The organism is Burkholderiales bacterium (genome assembly GCA_035518095.1).
Classification (GTDB): domain Bacteria; phylum Pseudomonadota; class Gammaproteobacteria; order Burkholderiales; family JAHFRG01; genus JAHFRG01.
Window position 1 is genome coordinate 54,343 of sequence record DATIXX010000045.1, and the last position, 18,964, is coordinate 73,306.

Below are 18,964 nucleotides of genomic sequence, written 5' to 3' on the forward strand. Positions count from 1 at the left end.
AAGAGTAAAATTGCAGCATGGCTTCAATGTCTACCCTTGTTGGGCAAATCGATGCAATACTGCCACAAACCCAATGCCGCAAATGCGGCTACGCCGGCTGTAAACCGTACGCCAAGGCAATCGCCGCAGGTGAAGCCGAAATCAATCAATGTCCCCCCGGCGGCGAAACTGGAATTCACAAGCTTGCCGCGCTCTTAGGCCGCGAGTTCATGCCGCTCAATCCAGGCTGCGGCGTGAAAGAGCCGATGGAAATTGCAGCCGTTGATGAGCAAACCTGCATAGGCTGCACGCTATGCATCGATGCCTGTCCCGTGGATGCGATTATTGGCGCCTCGAAGCAGATGCACACGATAATCGCAGCCTATTGCACCGGCTGCGAGCTGTGCATTCCGGTCTGCCCCGTAGATTGTATAAGCATGATTCAGTCGGCACGGCCGGTTTGGTCCAAGCAGGATGCCGACGCTGCTCGTGAGCGTTTCGGTATTCGCAATTTGCGCATTCAGCGCGAGCAACAGGAAAGACAACGAAAACTCGCGCAAAAAACACTCGTCGCCATGCAGGGACGGAAGCAAGACGCGATTCAACGAGCCCTGGAGCGCGCCAGTGCGCGGAGAGGTTCCTTGCAGAAATGAACGCGGCCAAGCGCGCGGAGATTTTTACACGCCTAAAAACAGCCAACCCCCGCCCGGCCACGGAACTTGCATACCGCAGCCCCTTTGAACTGCTGGTTGCAGTAATACTCTCGGCGCAGGCGACCGACAAGAGTGTGAACATCGCCACGCAAAAAATGTTTGCAGTAGCCAATACGCCTCAGCAGATGCTGGCATTGGGCCGGCCCGGATTGCAAAAATACATCAGAAGCATCGGGCTGTACCGCACCAAGGCCAAGAATCTGCTGGCCACATGTAAAATGCTGATAAACGAACATGGCGGCACTGTGCCGCGCTCCCGGGAATCACTTGAAAGACTGCCGGGCGTGGGCAGAAAGACCGCCAATGTTATTCTCAACACCGCATTTGGCGAACCGACGATTGCAGTAGACACGCATATCTTTCGAGTTGCCAACCGGACCGGTATCGCGCCCGGAAAAAATGTGCTGCAGGTAGAGCGCAAGTTATTAAAGTTCGTACCGAAAGAATTTCGCCGCGATGCCCATCACTGGCTCATTTTGCACGGACGGTACGTTTGTAGGGCGCGTAATCCCGCTTGCCCCGCTTGCATCATCAGCGATTTGTGCGAATACACTAACAAAACAGTGAGGGGTCAGGGGTAAGCAGTGAAGTGCAAATTTCGCTTGAACCATGAATCCGTGTTGAACATCTGTACCGCTTACCACTGAATTTTCATACCTCGCTCATTTTATGTTTAACCCCTCGCGCGACGAAGCACGACGTTTTTTCTTCGATACCTGGAAAAAATACAAGGAAGGGAAGCCTCTTTCCGGGCTCGAACAGCTGTCCGTGGAAATCATTATCCAGCACCCTGAATATCACTCTGTGATGAATGACCCGGCACGCTATCTCAACCGCGACTATTTACCCGAAACAGGGGATATCAATCCTTTTCTGCATATGGGGATGCACCTCGCGATCGAAGAGCAGCTTTCCATCGACCAGCCGCGCGGCATTTACCGACTGTTTAAACGGATTCTGCAAAATAATGCGGACCGGCATGCCGCTTTTCATCTGGTTATGGAATGTCTGGCGGAGATGATGTGGCACGCGCAGCGGGCCAATACCAAGCCCGACGAACGAATTTACTTCGAGTGCCTCGAAAGACGCTCTGCTACGACTACGGAAAAGGACTAACCACCGAATTTGACCTGCGCTGGATTATCGCTCCGCTCAGCTGGCGGGCGACTCGGAACAAAAAAAAGAGGTTCGCACCGCTTTTTAGTCAAATTCAGTATTTCACGTACAAGCCTTTTTGGCTGGAGAAATACGCGGCCAGGTCCTGAATGTCCTGCTCGGAAAGATTCGCCGCCATTGCATCCATGATAGGATCTTTGCGCGCACCCGATTTGTAGGCGTTTAGCGAGTGCACAATGTAATCGGGCTGCTGGCCGGCGAGTCGCGGGAAGTCGGGCGCAACGCTATTGCCATCCGCACCGTGGCACGCCGCGCACGTGGTAGATTTCTGCTTGCCGGCTGCTGCGTCCCCGGCAGCAAAAGCATGGGCCGCACCTAGTAACAATGTGCCTGCAACTGCTACTGTAACCAATTTTTTCATTGTTCCCTGCGCCTAGTAGCCTTAAATTAATTACCACCCGAATAATAGGCGGCAAGGTCTGCGATGTCCTGATCTGTCAAGCCGGCTGCAATGGCATTCATTGTCGGCACTTTGCGCGCTCCCGACTTGTATTCGTGCAACGCCTTGACGATATAGGCGGCATGCTGACCACCAAGCTTGGGTACGCTGTACACTTGGGGGTAAGCGATGCGCCAATCAGGAATGCCGTGGCAGCCGGCGCACATCGAGTTTTTTTCCTTTCCAAGTGCCGCGTCGCCCGCTGCGTGGGCTTGAATGGATACGGTTAACAACATTATCGCGCTAAAGGTAAACAGACTGGCTTTTTTCATATTGCTCTTGTTTGGAGAATAAAACAGATTGCGGCACTTTAAAGGATACTCGGCTTGAGGTCAATGGTGTTTGCCCACACCGAGAGGCACCCGCCAGAGCGCTTTTTTTTCACAACAAATCGAGCCGCCCGCTTGGATTGGCGTCCACGTTCGCCGGAACATATGGTGTGAACCGGCCTGCTCCGAAGTTTCGCACTGTTCAGCGATGTTGTTAGTACATATAATGAGCCGTGGCGTAGAAAGCAAAAATCATGAAGCATCGCCTGACAAAAATTTACACGCGCACTGGCGACAACGGGAGCACCGGCTTGGGCGATGGGACTCGCGTTGCCAAGGACAGTCTGCGCATTGCGGTGATCGGCGAAATTGACGAATTGAATTCCTGCATCGGCGTGTTGCTCGCCGAAGACCTGCCTTTGGGAGTGAGGACATGTCTGTGCGATATCCAGAACGATCTGTTCGATCTCGGCGGAGAGCTGTGCCTGCCGGGACATGTTGCGATTGCTCGAAGGCACGTGGAGCGCCTGGAAAAAACGCTGGATTCGCTTAATTCCGATCTTCCGCCGCTCAAGGAGTTTATCCTGCCGCGTGGCTCGCGCGCCGCAGCTCTTGCGCATTTTGCGCGCACCGTGTGTCGCCGCGCCGAGCGTAGCCTAGTAACGCTATCCAAGTCCGAAAAGGTTCCCGAACTATCCGCTAATTACATCAACCGTCTTTCTGACCTGCTGTTTGTCATTGCGCGCGTGCTGAACCGCGAGTACGGGGATGTTTTTTGGCAACAGGGAAAAAACAAAGACCTTTAGCCTCGGCAAGCCGTCATCAGCTTCACGCACCGACTCGTACCCGGCCCCGTCATGTCGCGCAAAGTGTTTTGTCTTCTATTGGCTGATGACAACCTTTACTTGCGCGCTCGCCGCACCTGGTCCAATTTGCTGCAAACTTCACTCGCACCTTCCAGAATTCTCGGCGATTGACGTTCCAATAATTCCGGCGGCACAAAAAAGACGCGGTGATTACGCACTGCGTCCAGCATTGCAAAGCGCTGCCATACGCTGTCGCGCGCCACACTCGATATGATCGCGTCCGGGTCGGCTGCCACCAGGCTCTCGGGCGAAATTACCGGCGTGAGCACACGCGACGCGGCGAATACGTTGACTCCTCCGCAAAGGCGCAACACGCTGCTGATCACGTGTGCACCGTTCACGGTCATCAACGGTGCATTCCAGACTTCATAAAATACCCTAACCGGCCGTTTCGTGCTGTACTGCTTCGTTAAAACCGCCAATTTGGATTCAAATTTTCTTGCTGCAACTTCCGCGATATCCGAAGTGCCCGCCAGCATTCCGACGCGCCGCAGCAGGCGCGGAATGTCAGACAATTTTGTGGGTTCCATGACAAAAATACTGATACCGAGCGCTTCTAACTTGGCGACATCTCGAACGTGATTACCGCTTTCCCACGCTAAAACCAGATCGGGCCGAAGTGCTGCAATGCGTTCAAGATCGATGTGTGTCGCGTCTCCTACGCGCATTATGCTTGCCGCTTGTTGCGGATAGTCGCTGTAGGCGCTGACTCCCGCCAATTCGGGTCCGGCGCCGGCAGCATACACCAGTTCAGTAATAAATGGAGCCAATGTTACGATGCGCCGCGCGGGGGTCATCAAGACCAAGTTTTCGCCGCGGTCGTCTGTCACAACGATTGACGACGCGGCAAGCGAAGAAAATGCAAAAACAGCTACCGCAATTGCGGCTATAAATCTGACTTTGTTGCGGTATTGCGGTGAAAAATGAGAATTCAAGAAATAAAAGCGCGGAGAGCTTTACCTAACCATGTAATCAAGCAGCTTCTGGCTGGTTTGGCGTAGGCGCTGTGACAATAAGGTAACGAGCTTAATTAGAATTTTTGCACCCAGCTTCGGCTGATCAAGAACTATTTTCACCATGTTGTCCCGGGTTAGAACAGCAAAAATGGAGGGTTCCTTTGCAACACAGGTCGCGAAACGCGGCTCCCCGTCTATCATGGACATTTCACCGATCGTCATTCCAGGCAACACTAGCGTCATGTGCAGTTCATCGCCGCGTCTGCCTTTCTTGAAAATATCCACCTGTCCCTGAATCAACAACAGCATGTAGTCACCGGGATCTCCTTCCTGAATGATAATTTCTCCGGGCCGGGCCCGATACACTTGCATGAAGCTTGCCAGCTTTCCGACATCTTCGCGATTCAATTCGGAAAAAAACGTCGAATTGCCGACCATCCCGAAGATCTGTTCAGCGACTACCGTCGCCTCCCCGAGATTCTCCAGCGTGGCAAGCCGCTTATTTATAGAATCCGCTTTTTCTGCCATTAGCAACGCGCCCCCTGCGCGTTGTGCGTAGTTTACCAGCCCTTGAGTTTGGCCGCCTTTTTCCCGAAACCGGTTTCTCGGTACGCCACAATCTACAACAAACGGGATCTCGCACAAGTCGCCTGCCGCACCGAGACCGTGCTGGTTGCAGTTCAGCAATGACCGCCGGAACCCGTGCCCGGACTTTATATTAGCAGCAGCAACAGGGGGAACATAACGTCCTGCGGCTAAACTTGAGGGTATCGTGAACACGGTACCCGTCCGCGGGAGCGCAGCGTGGCGCTGCGGGTTGGACAAAATCGGGTCCCAAGGCAGCGCAATGCGCGATGCAACGCCCGTGCATACGGTTTAATTTTTATAACGCGCCGCAGCCGCCGCGCGCTTCTGATAGGCGTCCCGCGCAATTTGCACATCCTCGATCAGTTGCGGCAGTTCCCTGAGAAGCAGCGCCTGAGGACCGTCTACCAGCGCTTTTCCGGGCACGGGATGAAAATCCACCAGGATCATGTTCGCACCGGCAACTACGCCCTGCGCGGTGGCATGCATAATGTCGAGAATCCCTTCCGGCCCCATGCTGCGGGAACCTACCGAATGCGAGGGATCTACGCATACCGGCATGCGAGTCAATCGTTTCACCACCGGCACATGGCAAAAATCGACGAAATTGCGGTGCGGATCGCCGAAATTGCTTTTCATACCGCGCAGCCCAAATACCACCTTGCGGTTGCCTTCCGACGCCAGGTATTCCGCAGCGTTCAACGATTCATCAAGCGTAATGCCGAACCCGCGCTTCAACAGCACCGGAAAGTCCTGCTGCCGCCCAACACTTTTCAGGAGTTCGAAATTCTGCGTGTTGCGCGTCCCGATCTGCAGCATCACGCCAGTGGGATTGCCGGTTTTCTGCAATGCTCCGCGAATCTCGTCCACATGCGATTCATGAGTGATCTCCATAGCAATGACTTTCATGCCGTATTTGCCCGCCAGCTCGAATACGTAGGGCAAACAGGATTTTCCATGTCCCTGAAACGAATACGGGCTGGTACGCGGTTTGTAGGCACCCATGCGTGTGCATATCTGGCCGTTGCGCTTCAGTTCCCGCATCATCATTTCCACGTGTTCGGGCGTATCCACCGCGCACAAGCCGGCAAAGATATGCAATGTATCCTGCCCGAATCGTACCCCGTTGTAATCGAACCAGGTGGGGCGGTTGTCATCCTTGTGCCGCCCGAGAATACGGTATTCCTCTGAAACCCTGACCACGCGCTCGACACAAGGGAGGTTTTTCATGTCCTCGATTTGCAGCGCGCTGGTGTTGCCGATAAGGTAAACCTCGGTTACTGTTCGCTCGGTGCCTTGTTCGCGGTGGACCCGGCATTGGATGTTGGGCAAAGCAGCCAAGTGATCCATGAGCTGCTGATACTCTGTGCTCCGCGCATCCGCATTTTCGTTCAGTATAAGAATCATGATTAGCCGGGTTATTTTGGGGTCAAGAACGGTCGAAGACCTCTATTTTAGCGAATATACGGCACGCCATTTGCAAGCTCGTTCGATAGCGGAACCTGAGAAATTATCCCGGTATCGGGACAAGTGGTGCTGAAAGCCGCTCGCCAAAGACGGCGGGGAGACATGTAAGTTGTTTATTGTTTTTTCTTAACGCTGCGGAATACCGGTCCCCACAACGGATGGCCGGCCTCTGCCGGTTGTAATTCGAAATTCGGATCTATCTCCAGAACTTTTCTGAACTCGTCTCGACACTGCCTTTCCTTGCCGGTAACGCAATAGATAAAAGCCAGATATTTGTGCGCCTTGATGCGGTCGCTCTTGAACGTCAACCCCTCGTCCAAAGCGCTGGTCAGGTTCTTCCGGGCTTCAGCATATTTGCCTTGGTCGTAGCTTTTGATACCTGCGGAAAGTTCCGGCGAGCCATCGCCAAATATCCAGGTTGGACGGTAATCTTCGAATGGGCCAACGCACCCGGTGCACAACAGGGTTACCGCGACCGCCTGCACCCACAGCCTGGATCTCAGCATGTGTCCACATCCCGTCTAGCGGAATTCATGCGTTATCTTAAGGTGGTCGTTCGACTTGACGTCCAATGTCTCAGTATGACTGGCAAAAGTGGTATTTTTGATTTCTACGGTATGTTTGCCGGGCTTAACCTCAAGCTCCTTAAGCGGCGGACTGACGCCCATTTTCTTTCCATCGAGGTAGACTTCACCCCAGGGGTCAATCACCAGCGCAATTTGTGCTGCTGGGCTTGCGGGCATAGTCGCGGTGGGCGCAGCTTCTGCCAATTTGCGCGTTTTCTTCTTGTGCGTAGAAAGGTTCTTGCTCCCCTCGTGTTTTGTTTCACGCGGCGGCGCTATCGGCTGCACCATCTCCGGCTCAGCCGGTGCGGAAGCATGCCCGGTGGGTTCGGGCGATTGCGGCTCCGCTGCCTGTTCCGGGTTATTTTCCGGTCCAGCCTTGGATTCGCTCGTTGCAGTTCCGCCGTTTCCACCGCGCAAAGTTAATGCAAGCGCGACCAAAGCCACGAGTGACAGTCCGGCGTAAAGGATTTTTTTGCCGCTGGTTGCCTTATGCCAAATTGCCTCTGGAAAGGCGGCTGAATCCGTTCCACGCGATGTACTTTCACCGTGAACTTTGACGGCACTCGGTCCAGACCACAGCTTAATCTCCTTGCCTGGCGAACCCACGGCATAAACTTCATGCTCGCGCACATGCTTGTCCGCCCGCGCGCCTTGATATTCGAATAACAAGGAATATTCCTGTGACAAATGTGAAACGACCTCATAGTAAGAACGCGATACCAGCACTTCACCGGGCTGCGCGAAGCTCATCACCCGCTGCGCGACATTAATGCCATCGCCGATAATATTTGGCTGCCCGTTGATATCCTTGACTACCCTTACCGGACCGAGGTTAATGCCGATGCGCGCATTCAAGTCGCCGGAAGTCTGATCGCTGGCCAGCGCGTCTCGCAGGTTTATGGCGACGAACAACGCTTCTTCGGGAGCGCCGAGAAAGCTGATCGCGACGCCATCTCCGGTATCAAGAATTATGCGGTCACCGGCCGCGACCTCTTTGATCGCATCCGAAATGAGAGCGTTGAATTCGTCTTTCAGCTTCATCTGGTCCGCGACCGGTTTCTTCGAATATTCGACAATGTCCGCGAACACCACGCTGCAGATGAAAGTCCTGTTCCCTCGATCAAGCATGTACATTCCTCCCCGTAACCCGTTAACCGCTAAAGCGTCCCGCCTACCGTCAATCCGTCTATACGCAACGTCGGCTGTCCGACTCCCACGGGTACGCTTTGCCCTTCCTTGCCACAAGTGCCGACTCCGGGGTCAAGCGACATATCGTTACCGATCATCGAAACACGCGTCAACACGTCCGGGCCGTTCCCGATCAGGGTTGCGCCTTTGACCGGATAGCCAATCTTACCGCCCTCGATAATGTACGCTTCCGCCGCGGAAAACACGAATTTTCCGCTTACAATGTCCACTTGCCCGCCGGCGAAATTTACCGCATACAACCCATGCTTGACCGACCTTATGATTTCCTCCGGATGTTTATCACCGTTTAGCATATAGGTATTGGTCATTCGCGGCATGGGAACGTGGGCATAAGACTCCCGCCTCCCGTTGCCGGTAACCGGGACCCCCATTAGACGCGCATTTAGAGAATCCTGCATGTAACCCCTGAGCACACCGTTTTCGATCAACACCGTTTGCTGCGTGGGATTACCTTCATCATCCATATTGAGAGAACCACGGCGGTGCATTATGGTGCCATCATCAACCACGGTTACGCCGTGCGCGGCAACGCGTTCGCCAACGCGGCCGCTGAAAGCAGAACTGCCCTTGCGGTTGAAGTCGCCTTCCAAGCCGTGGCCGACCGCTTCGTGGAGCAGTATGCCGGGCCAGCCGGGGCCCAAGACCACGGTCATGGTGCCGGCCGGAGCGGGCTTTGCTTCCAGATTCGCCACCGCCTGATGCACCGCCTGTTCAGCGTAGCGCTGCAGAATTTCATCACTGAAATAACCATAATCGAAACGCCCGCCCCCACCGGATACACCCTGTTCTCGGCGGCCGTTTTCTTCGACAATTACCTGCAACGACAGGCGGACCAGGGGGCGTACGTCGGCGTTTAGTAAACCGTCGCTTCTTGCCACCAGCACCACTTCATACTCTCCGGCGAGATGCGCCATAACCTGCGTCACGCGGCGGTCCAACTTGCGCGCGTATCGCTCCAGTTTTTCCAACAGCGCAACCTTGCTCGCGTCGGGAATGCCGGCATGCGGGTCGCAGGGAAGGTAAAGCTCGCGCCGCATTCCGTGCTTTACAACTCGCGTCTTGGCTTCACTTCCTTGGCGGGCGATTGCCCGTGTAGCTTGCGCAGCGGTTTCCAGCGCCGCCAAGCTGATATCGTCCGAATACGCGAAGGCAGTCTTGTCGTGCGACACAGCGCGCACACCCACGCCCTGGTCGATGTTGAAGCTTCCGGATTTTACAATGCTTTCTTCAAGACTCCAGGACTCGCTGCGCGTGATCTGAAAATATAAATCGGCGTAATCGATACGGTGCGAAAGCATGGTCCCAAACACGCGCTGCAGCTCGCTGCTGTCCAGCCCGTAAGGCGTAAGCAGGCAAAGGTTTGCAGTTTCAATCGGCGTTTTGGCTAGCTGCATTGTTGCTGGCATGTTTTTCTCGATCTCAATTAAATTCGATGCAGAGTGCGGTGAGTCAATGACGGGAGGCTATTTCTTAGGCTTGCCTGATAAAGCGGATTCACGCCGGCTATCACCACACCCGAACCGCGCGGCAGGCGGTCCAAAATGACTCCCCACGGATCGACGATCATGCTGTTGCCGTGCGTCTCGCGCCCGCTGACATGATAGCCGCCCTGCGCCGGCGCCAGAACATAAGCGAGATTTTCGATGGCGCGCGCGCGTATCAGTGTTTCCCAATGTACTTTGCCGGTAGTTTCCGTGAACGCGGAAGGTACCAAGATGATATCGACATCTTTCATCGCCCGGTAGAGTTCAGGGAAACGCAAATCGTAGCACACGGAAAGCCCGAGGCGGCCAAAAGGCGAATTTGCCACCACGACTTCAGTGCCCGGTTCAATAGTGGATTCTTCGTGATAATGCTCGTTGCCGAGGTCCAGGCCGAACAGGTGTATTTTGTCGTAACGCGCTACCAGTTCGCCTTCAGCGTCGTAAAGCAGGCAGCTGTTACGAACCTTGCCGGGCACAGAGGCTGCCAGCGGCACCGAGCCTCCGACCAGCCATATTTTATGTTTTTTGGCAGTATTGCTTAAGAATCGCTGAATCGGCCCTTGGCCCTCGGATTCGCGTAAAGCAACCTTGTCACGGTCTTTCATGCCCATAATTGCGAAATATTCCGGCAAAGCCACGAGCTTTGCCCCCTGTTCTGCGGCCATGGCGACCAGCCGTCCGGCTTCGTTCAGGTTGCCCTCCACATTGGGACCCGAAGCCATCTGAATCGCGGCCACGCGAAATACGCCGGGTTGCACGCTGGCGTTCATGGAATGTGTTCTGTGATCCACTGGATAATCGCTAATTGTTATAGGCACCGCGTCGATTGCCCACCGGACGGGTGCTGACTCAATTCCGATGCGCACCCGATCAAGGGTTCCGCCATAAATCCTTTTGCGGCGACGGGGCTGAAGACGTCAGATTCGTCACCACCGGTTTAGACCACGTGCCCGTAATATTGTATTCATACGTAATCAGATGTCCAAGCGGATCCTTGAACGCCTTCTGCACCAGGAACGCGGTGGCGCCGATAATGGGATTAGCGATAAGAAGCCCTGCCAGCGCGAGACTGTCGGCGTAACTTGGCGTCATTTCCATATTGAGCTGTTGCGTTTCTTCGACGATATTAACTTGACCAGCCATTTTTATTTCCGCTAGCGGGCCGCTGATGGTCAATTTATCGGTGGCGATTACGCCATTTTTAAGGACAAGGTTGGATTCAATGTCATCAAACGAAAAGCCCTTGCTGAACATATCGTGAAAATCGAGTGTTGCGCGCCGCGGCAGCGCCTGCAGGCTCAGAATGCCGAGCAGATTGGCGGCTATGCCCGGCTGGAGCTCCGTGAACTGTCCCTTTTCGGCTTTTAGCTGCAAATTTCCCGACAGCGTCGGATAATCGATGCTCTGCGGGCCACCGTTCCAGGACAAGGCGCCAACCAGTGTAGCTTTCCCACCCTTGATCCCCGGAGGAAGCTTGAGCCGCGCTAACAAATTGCCGATATCGGTAACATCCAGCTTGACCTTGACCTGCGTCTGCGGTTCCGAAATCCACGCACGCCAAACACCATTCGCGACGAACACGAAATCCGGATTGCTCAGACGCAAATCCTCGATGGTCCAGTCCTGCCCCTGCGGTACCGCTTGCAACGCCAGCTCGCCGAGCGCTTTGTCGCCAAGCACAAAATCCTTGGACGACACATCGAGTGCAGGGTAATTTTTTTGAGGCGCTTTCTGGGCCGGTTGTTCCTTTTTTTCAGGCGGCGCGCTGGGAATGTTCAAATTGGTCAAGTGTGCAATCAGCTTACCTTTTCCCTGCGGCTGCCAAATCACCTTGCCGTTGATTTCCTTGCCGGTCAACGTGGATTCCCAATTTCCATCCTGTGCCTTGGCATCCACATGGAAATCATGAAAACGTCTGTTAAAAGCGTCCAGCGTGTCAAATTTCACATCTATTGCGGCAAGGTCAATGTGACCGGTCGAAGGTAACTGATCGAACAAGTCGCTCCATTTGTCGAGATCGAAATTCTTCAGGACGCCACTCACCCAGATCCCGCTTTTGTCTGGAGCGCCTGCAGCCGCGCCAAATACAACAACGCCGCGATCAATACTCCTGTGCTCCCGCTCTTTGCGTAGGGCCAATTGCATGGACGCTATCTTGCCATAGCTGAGCAAAATCTGTTCCTGAGTTCCGCCGGGCACTTGCCTCTCAAAACGCACCGGGATCGAGGTGTCTGCGGCTTTGTCGAGCGGCGCAGGCAGCTCGGATGTAACGCCTTGCAGATTACTTTCCAGTACGAAGTCCGTAAGCTTATCGGTAACATCAACGTTTCCTCGCCAATCGGCCGAACCATGCAGGAACTTCGCCCAGGAAGTGAATTTTGCGGCGGCGTCGGCATTTGCCTTACCCTGGGCAGAAATATGTACATCAGCGCCCTGAGTCGCAATATCAATTCGCACCGGGCCGTTGAGGATTTGCGCTTGCAAGTTTTGCGCATCCCAGCTCGATCCGGAAAAATGCAGCATGCCTGTGAGCTGCTCGATAGGCGGCAAATCGGGATCAAACGACAGCTGCGTACCATTAAAATGGAAAATCCCCGCGTATGTGTTTTCCAACTGCTTGTTCAGGGGAACACTTAATTTTATCTCGAGTTTGACGATACCCTCTGAATGTACGCCTTCAACAAAATTACGGACCTTCGGATACGTTGAATAGCGCTCGAGAAACCTTAGATATTTTTCGTTAGGAGCCTCGGTCTCGCCGTCGACCTGCACTACGGCATTATCGGCATTGACGTCTGGAATAACGGCATCAAGTTTGGTGACCTTGGCGCCCCAAATGTCGGCTTGGTTTGAACGGACTTCCAGCCGCGCGCCGTTAAACTGCAAATCGCCATTGACGCTTTCCAGTCTTGGCCAGTCTGGAGAATACCGCAGCCCCACTCCATTCAACTTCCCCGTAACTTGCAGCAGCCCCTTGCTTTTGTCAGCGAAGGGAAAATCAGCTAGATCACCTTTGACGCGCAGGCGCACATCGCTTAACGCGCCACTGACCGAGGCGTCAGCCAGCCAGGCTCGCAAATCCTTGCTGGCCACGCGGGGTAGATAGCGAATTAGGCTCGACCCTTGCATGCGGCTCAAGCTAGCGCTTAAATCCACTGAGCCCGGCCCGCGACTTGCCCAAATGTAGCTCCCTTGGGTGTTTCCGCTTAACTCCGAACTGGAGAAAACCGCTTGAGCCAGGTTGAACTGCGCTTGACCCGCCCGTACGGTCCAGCCAAGCCCGACTGTCAAACTGTCAAATTTAAGCGCTTCCTCGAACAGCGTTGGCAGTATCACCCTGGCATTTTTCGCGTTCAGTGTTATCTGCCCGCCTTGTTCATTGCCGTCTACGGCTCCACTGATCCCGCTAAAGCCCGGCCATTGTTCGCGGGGATTCAACGCAAGATTCACAAAGCGACCCTTGACGCTATAGTGCTTTGGTATCGGCAGATCACCGCTCCATTTCAGCGCCAGATCATAAACGCTGCCCCTCGGGGAAAAATTGACAAGCTGCTGACGCAGGTCTTGCGGCAGCGGCAAACGGTCGGCAAGCACGGCCAGCGGCAGAAGATCAAACGCGTTTGCGTCGATTTCGCCGCGAAAAGGCTGCTGATCGCGCTTGGGATAGAGGCGTACAGTGAAATCCGCCGGTTGCAGCGAGATTCCGCCCTCGGTCGCCAAGCTTAGGTATGTGCCGGACAATTCAAAACCGCCGTCCAAGATTTTCCAACCCAGTCGGCCGCGCAATTCGGTCAAGTTCATTTCCGGGAGATCGGAGCGAAGCCGCGTTTTGACCTTGCTCAGGTACACATCGGCAGTCGCTTGCTGGATATGTGCGTCTTTCAAAGTCAGCGATAGATTCAGTGCACCCGTGCCGCTCTGCATTTCGATCGGATACGGTATCCAGGTGCGCCACGCTGCGATATCCGCATAATCGAATTTTGCGAACATCGTGCCCTGCCACTTAGCCAAATCACCCGGCTCCAGACCGCTACCGGTAAAGTCGCCCTTGACCTCGAGCGGCGCGGCAAGATTTGGCGGGGGGGTCGCGTGCAGAATAAAGTGATGATGAAACCAACCGTTGTCAATTTGCAGCGTGACGCTTTTCAATACCAGCTGTGGGGCGGCAAGTTTCTCGTCTTCCCAAAGAATCGTAGCGTTGTCAACGATAAGGTGCCGTTGCTTCAACAGCCAATCAGCAAATCCTGTTCCCGTGTTCTGCTGGCTGAGTTCCACTCCCGCCACATAGATTATGCCTCGCGAATCGCGCAGGATACTTAGATTTGGCTGTTCAATTTCCAGTAGATGCAGGCGTACCTCGCCGGTGGTCAGTGAACGCCAGGATAGAGTGGCCGAGACGCGGCTCAGAACCAGGGCCGGGCGCCCTGCCCGGTCAAAGACCACAACGTTGTCAAGCGCAAGAAACGGACGAATCCCTTCCCAGTCCGCGGTAATTTTACCGATCGTGATACGCTGCCCAACAGCGCCGCTTACCGCCTGCGCAATGTTTTCGCGGTAGTATTCGATATTCGGCAAAAACCAGTAGCGCAGCGCCAGCACAGTACCACCAACGATAATTACCGCCAGCAAACCGCAAGCAATGAAAAACTTTGTCAGCCAGCTACGTTTCCGGCCACTGTTATTTAAATGTTGGTCGTCTGTCATCGTAACCTTTGGTCGGCGCGCGCAAAACCTGCATCCATGGCATCCGCGCACGCGACGGCACCGATATTAGTACTGGACTTAAACTTAAACCGTGCCGATCGTTCGACGGGAAAAGGCGGGATGTAACACCCAGTCGCCCCGTTGCGTGGTCCGGACACGGTCCCGCGTAGCGTTGCTTGCGCTGGAACGCAAAGATCATCGAAAACCAGCCCTTCTTGCGCACGCTGTTTCTCGTTTATGCAAGCAAACGCGCCACCCAGTCGTGACAGCCTTGATCCCGGTATGCTAAATCCTGACACGCGCGCTAGCAGCCTTACTTGTCGTCCCATATCAGGGGTATGCCGTCTTGTCGCGCCCGGCGGTCATCGCTTTTTGGCCAGCAGAACATCAAGCGGGTATTGTTGAGATAGGTTCTAGACAATAAAATGTCAAGTCGGTTGCAATAGTCAGCGTAATCTGTTTGCGACCGCGCCAAGTTTTATCAGCGAATCACTCGGCAGAAATCCGCATTGTAACGCGATTCTCAGCATGGATATACCGGGAAAGCCTAAATCCGCCTTGCTAAAGAGAGATGAACAGGCAGCGGAGCGCGCCCTGGAATTCAGCCGTTATGCAAAGCGGGTGTTGCTTCGCAAGCCGGAGCTCAAGGAGCCGCTGCTCAAAAACCTGCATGCACCTTTAACGGTTCAGCAGATACGTGCCTGGCTGTCCCCGCCGCGCGATGAAGCCGAGCTTTACCGCCTGCTGCGCGATTTGCGCGCCGGGGTCATGCTGCATCTCATCGCGCGCGACCTGTGCGGCATGGCCGATCTCGGTGAAGTCATGCGTACCACATCTACGCTCGCCGAAGAAGCGCTCAACTTCGCCGTTACGCACCTCAACGCGTGGATGCGGCAAGATTACGGCGTTCCAACGGGCTCAGAAACTGGCGAAGCGCAGGAGCTGCTGGTTATCGGCATGGGGAAACTCGGAGGCCGGGAACTCAACGTTTCATCCGACGTCGATCTGGTTTTCGCATATCCGGAAGAAGGTGCAACCGGCGGCCGGCATTCGATAAGCAATTATGAGTATTTTGACAGGCTCTGCCGCAAGCTGATTGCCGCGATCAGCGCGATGACCGAAAGCGGCCATGTATTCCGCGTGGACACTCGGCTGCGCCCGTACGGGGAAAGCGGCCCACTCGCCGTGAGCTTTGCCATGCTCGAAAATTATTTCATTACCCAGGGCCGTGTCTGGGAGCGTTATGCCTGGATCAAGGCGCGAGTCGTATGCGGCAACCGCATCGACGATCTGATGCAACTCGTGCTCCCTTTTGTATATCGCAAATACCTCGATTTTGCCACCCTGGATTCGATGCGAAGTTTGCATGCGCAGGTGCGTCAAGAGGTCCAGCGGCGCGACATGAGCGAGAACATCAAGCTCGGGCCGGGCGGTATACGCGAGATCGAATTCATTGCACAGGTATTCCAACTGATCCGGGGGGGCCGCGATGGTGCGCTGCGTGTGCGCCCGACGCTCGAAGTATTGCAAAAGCTTGCCGCTCTAAATTTGCTTAGCCAGCAGGCCGCCGGCGAGTTGCATGGCGCATATGTGTTCTTGCGCAACCTGGAGCATCGGCTGCAATATCTTGATGATGATCAAACCCAGTCTCTGCCCAAAAATACGCAGGATCGGGAGATGATTGCCAAAGCCATGGGTTTTGACGGCTTTGAAACGTTTCTGCAACAGTTGAATGCGCACCGCGCCAGAGTCAGTGTGCATTTCGAGCAAGTGCTCGCCGCGCCGCAAATCAAATCTCATCCATTGCTCGCATTATGGCAAGGAAACTCCACGGACGATGAGGCAGCCAAGGAACTCAGCGGACTGGGGTATCGCAATCCGCAGCAGATTGTTCTACATCTGAAAAATATCAGATGCAGCGGCCGCTACCGGCAGATGCCCGCCTCAACCCAATCGCGTCTGGATGCCCTGATGCCGGCGCTGATAGAGGCCGCGGCTCCATTTGGCGACGCTGCGCTGGAACGTCTCCTGTTGCTGGCAGAAAGTGTCGGGCGCCGCGAATCGTACTTGGCGCTGTTGCTGGAATATCCGCAAGCGCTGCAAACACTGGCCAAACTCTGCGGTGCGAGTTCTTGGGCCGCGCAATATCTAACGCTCCATCCGCTGGTGCTTGATGAGCTTCTGGATCCGCGCACACTTTACTCTCCCCCAGACTGGCCGCGCCTGCAGTCTGCGCTAAGCGCCCAATTGCTGGATACGGATGTCGAGCAGCAGATGGATATCTTGCGGCAGTTTCAACATGCGCAGGTATTCCGTCTCGTGGCGCAAGACCTGGCGGGATTATTGGCGCTGGAAAGGTTGAGCGATCATTTGAGCGATCTCGCCGAGCTGATTCTTAAATGGGTGTTGCGCTTATGCTGGGACGGATTGCGCCACAAGCATCGGGACGAATCGCGCTTTGCAATAATCGGCTACGGCAAGCTGGGCGGCAGGGAACTCGGCTATGCTTCCGATCTGGACCTGGTTTTCCTGTACGACGACGACCATCCTGAAGCCCAGGCAGTGTACGCCAGGCTGGCGCAACGCATCAACACCTGGCTTACCAGCTATACCACTGCGGGGATCCTTTACCAAACCGACTTGCGGCTTCGCCCGGACGGCGCCGGGGGGCTGCTGGTAAGCGAAATCACCGCCTTCGGTGAGTATCAACGTCTGCGCGCCTGGGCGTGGGAACATCAAGCACTGACCCGCGGGCGTTTCGTCGCGGGAAATGATCAAGTCGGAAACCGCTTTGAGGCAATCCGCAAAGAAGTCCTCTGTGCAAAGCGCGATCTCATAAACCTGCGCGGCGAAATTCTGAATATGCGCGGCAAAATAATGAATGCTCATCCAAATGCGAGCGGCCTGTTTGACCTAAAGCATGACCGCGGAGGAATTATCGATGTGGAATTCATAGTGCAATATTTTGTTTTGGGATACGCGCACCTGCATCCGGTTCTGACAGGAAATATCGGCAATCTGGCGTTACTGAAACTCGCAGCAGACCTCAAATTGCTTCCTGGCGATCTTGCGGAACGCGCGCGAACCGGCTACCGTGACTTGCGGCGCCTGCAGCATGGCCTGCAATTGAATAATGAAAAATACCCGCGGGTGGAGGCCTCAGTGGTCAAAAACCAGCGCGCAGCAATACTCGAGCTCTGGGAATGGGTGTTTAACCGCGAGTAATTATTTTCCGGAAAGCTGATAAATTGTAACTCTGCCTTTGCCTTTGAATTCTATAGCGTGCGGCTGTTCGAATGAGAAACGGCCGTTCAGCCGCCGGTAAGTTGTCTCGTCGACCTGAATTGTGCCTGCGACCGCTCCCGAGGTTATGCGGCTTGCGAGATTGACCGTCGGTCCCCACAGGTCATATAGCAGGCGCTTCTCGGTTTTGATCACCCCGGCCACCGCCGGACCGGTAGCGATACCGATGTGGATCTGCAGTTTTTGGTCGTTCAACGTAGGATGCCGCATTACCACCTCGCGCATGCCCAGCGCCATATTGGCAACCGCCTCAGCATAATCAACACGCTCCTTGCTGAGGCCCCCTGCCACCATATATGCATCACCGATGGTCTTGATTTTCTCAAGGCCCCATTCATCCGTCAGCTTGTCGAACTCTAAAAAAACATTGTCCAGCAGGCGCACCACGTGCCTGGGCGACATGCGTTCGGCAAGCCAGGTGAAGTCCACGAGATCGGCAAACATCACCGTGACATCCTCGTACCCATCAGCAATGGTTTTTTCGCCACTTTTCAGGCGCGAGGCTATGTGCTCTGGAAGAATTTTAAGCAGCAGCTGTTCCGATTTCTGGCGCTCTGACTCGATCAGCAGATTTTTTTCGTTAAGTTCCGCCTGAAAGATTTCCTTTTTTTGGACAAAGAAAAGGATCATTAAATAAACTATGATCGAAAGCATGAAGAAGTTAAGAACAAAAAACACTGAGATGGTTTTCATCGGAATGCCGGTGACCATCCCTTCGGCAAGATAAAAGTCAAAAAGACCCGAAACGGCAGTGAGCGCCAGATACGCCACGAACCAAGGGATTGACTCCCTAACCCCTTGGAATACCATCACCCCCATCGGTGCCAGCAGAGCCAGTAGCACTATGCCGCTGGAGTTGATGAAATTGCCCATGAGCCATTGGATGATGAATGGCACAAACATGAACAGCCCAAACTGAAAGGAGCGGAATAACGCAAAATTTTCAGTTTTCCAATAAATTATGAGCGTCAACAGCGAAAAGATAAGATACGCCACCGGGATCGGGTACGGAAAGTGCAGGCCCATAGCCCAATAAATCGTCGGCCAAATCCACGCAGCCAAATTCATGATCAGGCAAAAAATCAGAAGCCATCTCTTGCGCCATTTCTCGTCTTCGGAATCAGACTCGCTGCCGAGCAATAGGCCCAGCCGTTCCAGAAAGCCGCCGGAATAACGCGTAGCCTGTGCCAGATCGGGCATGATGAGTTACTGTTGGGAGAAGGTAGTTAGCGGGCTCTAGGTTAATCT

Annotated in this window: 16 protein-coding genes; 5 read left to right on the top strand and 11 right to left on the bottom strand. The window is 54.5% G+C overall.

Annotated elements, in window-relative coordinates; translation table 11 throughout:
• The first annotated feature begins 17 nt into the window (after positions 1–17).
• The 3 genes from VLV32_08600 to VLV32_08610 all read left to right on the top strand — a co-directional run bounded on the left by VLV32_08600 (position 18) and on the right by VLV32_08610 (position 1,808).
• The gene (locus tag VLV32_08600; protein ID HUL41944.1) at positions 18–632 is read left to right on the top strand and encodes an electron transport complex subunit RsxB; all 615 of its coding nucleotides are present in this window, start codon (positions 18–20) and stop codon (positions 630–632) included.
• Positions 629–1,273, top strand: a complete 645-nt coding sequence (gene nth / locus VLV32_08605; protein ID HUL41945.1) for an endonuclease III — start codon at positions 629–631, stop codon at positions 1,271–1,273. Before VLV32_08600 ends, nth begins: the two co-directional genes overlap by 4 nt.
• A gap of 88 nt (positions 1,274–1,361) precedes the next feature.
• Positions 1,362–1,808, top strand: a complete 447-nt coding sequence (locus tag VLV32_08610) for a DUF1841 family protein (GenBank protein HUL41946.1) — start codon at positions 1,362–1,364, stop codon at positions 1,806–1,808.
• Between the two features lie 94 nt (positions 1,809–1,902).
• Here VLV32_08610 and VLV32_08615 read toward each other — a convergent pair whose 3' ends face one another.
• Entirely contained in the window at positions 1,903–2,229 is a 327-nt protein-coding gene (locus VLV32_08615; protein HUL41947.1) for a cytochrome c, read from the bottom strand.
• A 26-nt stretch (positions 2,230–2,255) separates the two neighbouring features.
• Positions 2,256–2,543, bottom strand: a complete 288-nt coding sequence (locus tag VLV32_08620) for a cytochrome c (GenBank protein ID HUL41948.1) — start codon at positions 2,541–2,543, stop codon at positions 2,256–2,258.
• 287 nt (positions 2,544–2,830) lie between these two features.
• Between VLV32_08620 and VLV32_08625 the strand changes: the two genes are divergently transcribed.
• On the top strand, positions 2,831–3,382 hold the full coding sequence (locus VLV32_08625; protein ID HUL41949.1) for a cob(I)yrinic acid a,c-diamide adenosyltransferase: 552 nt from the start codon (positions 2,831–2,833) through the stop codon (positions 3,380–3,382).
• Between the two features lie 95 nt (positions 3,383–3,477).
• Here the strand turns inward: VLV32_08625 and VLV32_08630 are convergent, their stop codons facing one another.
• From VLV32_08630 to VLV32_08665, 8 genes are all read right to left on the bottom strand, one after another.
• The gene (locus VLV32_08630) at positions 3,478–4,272 is read right to left on the bottom strand and encodes a cobalamin-binding protein (protein ID HUL41950.1); all 795 of its coding nucleotides are present in this window, start codon (positions 4,270–4,272) and stop codon (positions 3,478–3,480) included.
• 126 nt (positions 4,273–4,398) lie between these two features.
• Positions 4,399–5,085: a cyclic nucleotide-binding domain-containing protein gene (locus VLV32_08635; protein ID HUL41951.1), complete on the bottom strand. Its 687-nt coding sequence runs from the start codon at positions 5,083–5,085 to the stop codon at positions 4,399–4,401.
• A 189-nt stretch (positions 5,086–5,274) separates the two neighbouring features.
• Complete coding sequence (locus VLV32_08640; GenBank protein HUL41952.1) at positions 5,275–6,390, bottom strand: hypothetical protein; 1,116 nt, start codon at positions 6,388–6,390, stop codon at positions 5,275–5,277.
• 173 nt (positions 6,391–6,563) lie between these two features.
• Positions 6,564–6,956 (bottom strand): TssQ family T6SS-associated lipoprotein, encoded by a 393-nt coding sequence (locus tag VLV32_08645; protein HUL41953.1) that lies wholly within the window; start codon positions 6,954–6,956, stop codon positions 6,564–6,566.
• 15 nt (positions 6,957–6,971) lie between these two features.
• A complete protein-coding gene (locus tag VLV32_08650) occupies positions 6,972–8,144 on the bottom strand; it encodes an adenylate/guanylate cyclase domain-containing protein (protein ID HUL41954.1) in 1,173 nt (390 codons plus the stop codon).
• 29 nt (positions 8,145–8,173) lie between these two features.
• Entirely contained in the window at positions 8,174–9,631 is a 1,458-nt protein-coding gene (gene tldD / locus VLV32_08655) for a metalloprotease TldD (GenBank protein ID HUL41955.1), read from the bottom strand.
• A 17-nt stretch (positions 9,632–9,648) separates the two neighbouring features.
• Positions 9,649–10,479, bottom strand: a complete 831-nt coding sequence (locus VLV32_08660) for a carbon-nitrogen hydrolase family protein (GenBank protein ID HUL41956.1) — start codon at positions 10,477–10,479, stop codon at positions 9,649–9,651.
• A 100-nt stretch (positions 10,480–10,579) separates the two neighbouring features.
• Complete coding sequence (locus VLV32_08665; protein ID HUL41957.1) at positions 10,580–14,413, bottom strand: YhdP family protein; 3,834 nt, start codon at positions 14,411–14,413, stop codon at positions 10,580–10,582.
• Positions 14,414–14,971: 558 nt separating this feature from the next.
• Here VLV32_08665 and glnE point away from each other — a divergent pair.
• Positions 14,972–17,638: a bifunctional [glutamate--ammonia ligase]-adenylyl-L-tyrosine phosphorylase/[glutamate--ammonia-ligase] adenylyltransferase gene (gene glnE, locus VLV32_08670; protein HUL41958.1), complete on the top strand. Its 2,667-nt coding sequence runs from the start codon at positions 14,972–14,974 to the stop codon at positions 17,636–17,638.
• Here glnE and VLV32_08675 read toward each other — a convergent pair whose 3' ends face one another.
• Positions 17,639–18,916, bottom strand: a complete 1,278-nt coding sequence (locus VLV32_08675) for an adenylate/guanylate cyclase domain-containing protein (GenBank protein HUL41959.1) — start codon at positions 18,914–18,916, stop codon at positions 17,639–17,641.
• Positions 18,917–18,964 lie beyond the last annotated feature (48 nt).